This is a genomic window from Nocardia veterana NBRC 100344 (assembly GCF_000308855.1).
Taxonomy (GTDB): Bacteria; Actinomycetota; Actinomycetes; order Mycobacteriales; family Mycobacteriaceae; genus Nocardia; species Nocardia veterana.
Genome location: NZ_BAGM01000011.1, coordinates 53,707 through 60,027, shown reverse-complemented (window position 1 = coordinate 60,027; position 6,321 = coordinate 53,707). Strand labels below are relative to the sequence as shown.

The window sequence follows — 6,321 nt, the reverse complement described above, 5'->3', positions numbered from 1 at the left end:
GTCGCCGCGGCCGGGCTCTTGGCGCTGACCGGAACCGCGGTCCCGCCCACGGCGGCCCGCTGCTCGTAGTACTCGTCGAAGCTGGACTGTCCCGCCTCCACCGCGGCCGAGGTCTGCGCGGGCGCCGAGGGGACCGACTCCACCACGGGAGCCGGTTCGGGCGCCGGTTCCGGCAGGATGGTGGCCAGTCCGCGCAGCGCGCGGCCGAAATCGGGATCGATCAGATCCGAGGCCGGGTCGTCGAGCGGCACCACCGAACCGCCGTGCGCATCCGGCTGATAACGCCAGTGCGCGGCGATCACCGAACGACCGGCCTGCCACTGCAATTGGGCGACCCAGTAGTTCTTCTCGTCCTTCCAGGCGTCCCATTCGGCGATGTCGATGTTGTGCCCGCGCTCGGCGAAGGCGGCCGAAACGATCTCGATCAGTGTCTCGACCGCGGGTCCGTCCTTGCGCACCGGATGCGCCTTCTGCGCCAGCTCGGCCGCACGGGCCCGCTCGAGCAACACCGGGTAGGCGAAACGCTCCACCCGGCTGGCCGGCATGCCGGACTCCTCGGTGACCTGTTCCACGGAAGCACCGGCACGGATACGGGCCTGGATATCGCGAGGTCGCATGGTCGCCTCCGTTTCGATCTCGATCTGGCCGAATCGGGCAAGGTCTCCACGCGCGGCGGCACGCAGTTTCTCGTCGGCGGCGAGCCGGTACTTCTGGCCGGTCTCGGCGTCGACGCACACGATGTGCGCGGAATCGGGCGTCAATCCGATCACTCGAAGTTCACGCACCGTTACCTCCTTATCGCTGCGTCGATCACAGCTGCGCCGAGCACCAACTAGCTCGCGACACCGCCCACGTTCTGGAACAGTAGTGCACTTCTGAGATTCGTGTGGCAAGACACGCGGCACTGAAATCTACCGCCGCGATGACGGAGAGGGCTAATCTGCTCTGTTTCCACGCTCGCCGGTCCGCGCCTCGGCAAACTTTCGGCACGATTTCGGTTGGCGCACACCACAACAGCGTAAACGCGAAAGCCGCGGATTTCGGTGACGAAATTCCGCGACTTTCACGAGCTTTTTTCCAGCCGGTGGCGATCAGGCGCTGATCTGCTCCACCACCCAGTCGATGCAGCGGGTCAGCTGCGACACGTCCTCGGGGTCGATAGCCGGGAACATACCGACGCGCAGCTGGTTGCGGCCCAGCTTGCGGTAGGGCTCGGTATCGACGATGCCGTTGGCGCGCAAGATCTTTGCGACCTGTGCCGCATCCACCGACGGGTCGAAGTCGACGGTGCCGACCACCTGCGAGCGGTGCGCCGGCTCGGCCACGAACGGGGTGGCGAATTCACTGGACTCGGCCCAGGAGTACAGGCGCGACGAGGAATCCAGGGTCCGCTTGACGGTCCAGTCCAGACCGCCGTTGTTGTTCATCCACTCGATCTGATCGGCGAACAGCAGCAGCGTGGCCAGGGCCGGGGTGTTGTAGGTCTGGTCCTTGGTGCTGTTGTCGATCGCGATCGGCAGCGACAGGAATTCCGGGGTGTAGCGTCCCGAATCCTTGATTTCGGAGACTCGCTCCAGCGCCTTCGGGCTCATCAGCGCGACCCACAGACCACCGTCGGAGGCGAAGCATTTCTGCGGCGCGAAGTAGTAGACGTCGGCGTCGGCGATATTCACCGGCAGGCCGCCCGCACCGGAGGTGGCGTCGATGGCGATCAGCGCGTTGTCCGAACCGGCGGGCCGCTGCACCGGAACCGACACACCGGTGGAGGTCTCGTTGTGCGCCCACGCGATCACATCGGCCACCGGATCGGAGACCGGCTCGGGCGCGGTGCCCGGATCCGACGAGACCACGATCGGATCGCCGATGAACGGGTTGCGCTTGGCGACGGCGGCGAACTTCGACGAAAACTCACCGTAGGTGAGGTGCAGGGAGCGGTCCCGGATCAGGCCGAAGGCCGCGGCGTCCCAGAACGCCGTGGTGCCGCCGTTGCCGAGGACGACCTCGTAGCCCTCGGGCAGCGAGAACAGCTCGCGCAGGCCCGAGCGCACCCGCGCCACCACGTCCTTGACCGGCTTCTGCCGGTGGCTGGTGCCCATCACCGAGGCGCCCACCTCGACGAGGGAACGTAGTTGTTCGGGACGGACCTTGGACGGGCCGCAGCCGAACCGGCCGTCGGCGGGCTTCAGATCGTCGGGGATGCTCGGAAAGGCAGCGGTCATGGGCTCAAGCCTAGAGCGTGATGTGGGTCTCGCCCGTGGGTGGGTCGGGGTTGTGCCCACACCCGCGGACCACTCGCCGAAAGCGCGGACCGAGGGGTGCGAACGCCGGGTATCCACACATATCCCCGTACCGCTGACACCTGCCGGTTACCGTTGAGCAATGAATATGGCAGGGCGGAATCGAGCGGAACCGGCGGGCTCTTCGGCCGGGTGCCCGGCAGGCGATTCGCCCGCGGGCGAGCGGAACGACACCGGTGGGCCGTCCGCCGAGGACGAACGCCACGGATTGCTCGGCCGCCTGGCCGGGCGGCTCGAGGCACGCGGGATCACGCTGAGCACCGGCACGCTGTCCGACAGCGCGCGGCACGAACTGCTGCTGCGCGGCCTACCGGGCACCGCGACGGTGCTCGGGGTGCGGCCGTGCCGGAATTCGGCGTTGCCCGGCCCGGCCCGCGGGGGTGGAGTCCGGACCACGACGGGCACTCGGAACCGGCTGTACCGGTTCTGGGTGCGTGTTCAGCTCGAGGGTGCGGCGCCGTACGAGACGCGGGTCCGGCAACGAGTGAGCGACGACGACCGGGAGGGGATGCAACCGGGCGATGTGATCGGCTGCCGGGTCGACCCGGGCGACCGTGAGCGGCTGGTGCTGTACGTGCCCGGTATCCGGGAGGCGACCCGGGTGAGCATCGCGAAGATCCTGTCGTCGGGTCGTCGAGCCGATGCCACCGTGCTGGCCGCCACCCCGATCGCGGCCGACTACTCCGGCCGCGACGATCCGGTGCTCCGGCTGGATCTGGAATTGCGAGCGTGGGACGAACCGCAGCCGTGGCGGGTGCGGATCGTGCAGCCGGTGCCGCTGCACGCGATCGAACTGGTCGATCTGGGGCGGCATCTGGAGGTCGCGTTCTTCGCGGTGGACCGCGGCGAATCGGTGGCCGTGGACTGGGAGGCCTCGGCCGAACGGTGAGCGGGGCCCGGGGCAGGGATTCGGGACTCGGGGCACGCAAACCGGGCGGCCCGACGACCTCAGGGCAGCTTGACGAATTCGAAACCGCGCGCACGCAAGACCGGCAGCACCACCGACATACCTTCGGCGGTACCGGATTTCGGCCGGTGCATGTGGGCGATCGAGATCGAGCCCGGCTCCGCGGCCGCCATCGCGGTGCGGACCTGGGCCGCGGTATAGGTGGCGCCGGCATCGGCGTTGATACTGAAGCCGACCGGCTGCTCCCCCAGCTCGCGGACGATCGCGACCGCCAGATCGTCGTAATGCGCGGTACCGGCCCGGAAGAAGCGCGGCGGATGTCCGAGCAACCGGGTCAGCCGCTCGTGATTGCCCCACACCTCGTCCACCGCCTCCTGTGGTGAGCGGGTGCCCGCGATGCCGTAGGCGGCGTGCCCGGTCACCGACAGCGGGCAGTGCCGCGTGCCGTGGTTGGCCAGCTCGAACAGCGGATTGGCGGCCAAGCGCTCGGCCCGGGCCGGATCGGCGTCGATCCACCGCTTGTTCAGAAACAGCGTCGCCGGAATCTCATGGGCCACCAGATAATCCATCAGCGCGGTGTTGATCTCGTCGTTGTCCGGGCCACCGCAGGCGTCGAACGTCAACGCCATCTGCTTGCCCTGCGCCGGGATCGTGGTGAGAATTCCGGGCAGATCCATACCCCAGTCGCTTGGCTGCCGGCCGGCGTACCGGGCGGCGACGGTTGCCGGATTCGTCCCCGGCGGCACGGTCGCCGACACCGGTGCGGCCACGCGTGATGTCGGACGCGCCGTCGAGACGATCGTCTCCACCTTCGAATTCCCTTCGGCCGCAGCACATCCCGATGCGGCGAACCCGGCGGCGAGGGCCGCACCCGTAACCAGTAGCCGACGCCGCGACAGTTCTGCTCCACCCACGCGGGCAGATGCTACGGGAGAGACGGATCGAGCGCCTCCGCAGCCGAAGCCGCAGCGGCGCTCGAATCCCGGTGTGGGCCCGGCTTACCGGACGACGGTCTCCCAACCCGGGACCGTCTCGGCCCGGCGCGGCGCGGGGCCGGTGTAGATCGCGGCGGGCCGGACCAGCTTGCCCAGCTGCTTCTGCTCGAGGATGTGAGCACACCAGCCCGCGGTGCGGCCACAGGTGAACATCGCGGGCATCATGTGCGCCGGGACCTCGGCGAAGTCCAGGATCACCGCGGCCCAGAACTCGACATTCGTCTCGATCGCCCGGTCGGGGCGACGCTCCCGCAGCTCGGCCAGGGCGGCCTGCTCGAGCGCGGCGGCCACGTCGTAGCGCGGGGCGTTCAGTCGCTTGGCGGTGGCGCGGAGCACGCGGGCGCGCGGGTCCTCGGCCCGGTAGACCCGGTGTCCGAAGCCCATCAGCTTCTCCTTGCGGTCCAGGATGCCCTTCACCAGAGCCCGTGCGTCACCGGACTTCTCGACCTCTTCGATCATGGGCAGCACCCGGGCCGGGGCGCCGCCGTGCAGCGGTCCCGACATCGCACCGATCGCGCCGGACAGCGAGGCCGCCACGTCGGCGCCGGTGGAGGCGATGACCCGGGCGGTGAAGGTGGAGGCGTTCATACCGTGTTCGGCGGCCGATACCCAGTACGCGTCGATGGCCTCGACGTGGCGCGGGTCCGGATCGCCCTTCCACCGCTTCATGAAGCGCTCGGTGATCGTGCTGGCCTCGTCGATCTCCTTCTGCGGCACGGCCGGCTGGTAGATGCCGCGCGCGGACTGCGCCACATAGGACAGCGCCATCACCGAGGCGCGGGCGAGATTCTCGCGGGCGGTGGCATCGTCGATGTCGAGCAGCGGCTGATAGCCCCAGATCGGGGCCAGCATCGCCAGACCGGCCTGCACGTCGACGCGCACGTCGCCGGTGTGCACGGGCAGCGGGAACGGTTCGGCCGGCGGCAGTCCCTGCCCGAACCGGCCGTCGACCAGCAGCGCCCAGACGTCGCCGAAGGTGACGTGATTACCGACCAGGTCCTCGATATCGACGCCCCGGTAGCGCAGGGCGCCGCCGTCCTTGTCGGGCTCGGCGATATCGGTGGTGAATGCCACCACGCCTTCCAGGCCACTGACGAAGTCGGGAGGTACGGCAGGACCAGTAGGAGCCGCAGCGCTGGTAGTCATGTTGTGACTCTCCTTGCAATTCGGGCCGCACGATCCGTGGGCGGCCACGCTTGTCCGATCCCGGCTCGGCCGGGGTCTCGATGCGGCTTCGGCGCGGCCGTATGCCACTCCGGCCGATCACCTGCAACCATACCCCCCCAGTACTGGGGAGTAACGTCTGGATCATGGATCACCTCGACGCCACCGCGCGGGCCGATTTCGATATCGCCGCGATGCGCGCCGAATACGGCGGCGATGCCGATCTGGCCGAGGACTGGCTGGCCGACGGCTGGGAACCATTGCTACGCAATTGGATAGAGCTCGCCACCCGAGCCGGTATCGCCGAACCCAATGCCATGGTGCTGGCCACGGTCGAGCTCACCGACGGCGGTCCGCGACCCGCGTCCCGCACCGTCCTGTGCAAGGGGCTGTCCGCCGAGGGTGTGACTTTTTACACGAACTACGAATCCGCCAAGGGTGCGCACCTGCACGCCGTGCCCTATGCGTCGGCCACCTTCGTCTGGCCGAAACTGGGTCGCCAGGTGACCCTGCGCGGCCGGGTGGACCAGGTCTCCTCGGCGGCCACCACCGCGTACTGGCGCTCCCGTCCGCGCAATTCCCAGTTGGGCGCGTGGGCCTCGCACCAGTCCCGCGCGGTGGCCTCGCGGGCCGCGCTCGACCAGGCATTGGCCGACGTCACCGCACGTTTCGAGGGCGTGGAGCAGATTCCGGTGCCGGCCGATTGGGGTGGGTACCTGCTCCGCCCGGAGCAGATCGAATTCTGGCAGGGCCGGCGCAGCCGGCTGCACAACCGCATCCGGATGACGCTGCCGGACGGCCCGGCCGCACTCGCCACCGCCCGGATCGAACGCCTGCAACCGTGACGCCGCGGCCGCCCGCCACTGCGCCGATCGTCCGAGTCGCGCATCCGCGACCACCGGTTATATTCATGGGATGATTCCCCGAAGACGGCCGCCGGCCGGTTGTCCAGGTCCGA

6 protein-coding genes are annotated in these 6,321 nt (G+C 69.0%); 2 read left to right on the top strand and 4 right to left on the bottom strand.

All coding sequences use genetic code 11. The features are described from left to right. Together sepH and serC are read right to left on the bottom strand one after the other, a co-directional pair. Positions 1–785 (bottom strand): septation protein SepH (gene sepH / locus ON37_RS03290; RefSeq protein ID WP_051031098.1); only part of this gene is annotated, 785 nt, incomplete at its 3' end. A 306-nt stretch (positions 786–1,091) separates the two neighbouring features. Further along, a complete protein-coding gene (gene serC / locus ON37_RS03285) occupies positions 1,092–2,219 on the bottom strand; it encodes a phosphoserine transaminase (RefSeq protein ID WP_040716427.1) in 1,128 nt (375 codons plus the stop codon). A 160-nt stretch (positions 2,220–2,379) separates the two neighbouring features. Between serC and ON37_RS03280 the strand changes: the two genes are divergently transcribed. Beyond that, positions 2,380–3,186, top strand: a complete 807-nt coding sequence (locus ON37_RS03280) for a hypothetical protein (protein ID WP_245552970.1) — start codon at positions 2,380–2,382, stop codon at positions 3,184–3,186. A 59-nt stretch (positions 3,187–3,245) separates the two neighbouring features. Here the strand turns inward: ON37_RS03280 and ON37_RS03275 are convergent, their stop codons facing one another. Further along, on the bottom strand, positions 3,246–4,118 hold the full coding sequence (locus tag ON37_RS03275; RefSeq protein WP_245552968.1) for a polysaccharide deacetylase family protein: 873 nt from the start codon (positions 4,116–4,118) through the stop codon (positions 3,246–3,248). 84 nt (positions 4,119–4,202) lie between these two features. Beyond that, the gene (locus ON37_RS03270) at positions 4,203–5,345 is read right to left on the bottom strand and encodes a citrate synthase 2 (protein WP_040716426.1); all 1,143 of its coding nucleotides are present in this window, start codon (positions 5,343–5,345) and stop codon (positions 4,203–4,205) included. Between the two features lie 164 nt (positions 5,346–5,509). On the opposite strand from ON37_RS03270, the gene pdxH reads away from it, so the two are divergent. After that, entirely contained in the window at positions 5,510–6,208 is a 699-nt protein-coding gene (gene pdxH / locus ON37_RS03265; protein WP_040716425.1) for a pyridoxamine 5'-phosphate oxidase, read from the top strand. Positions 6,209–6,321: the final 113 nt, after the last annotated feature.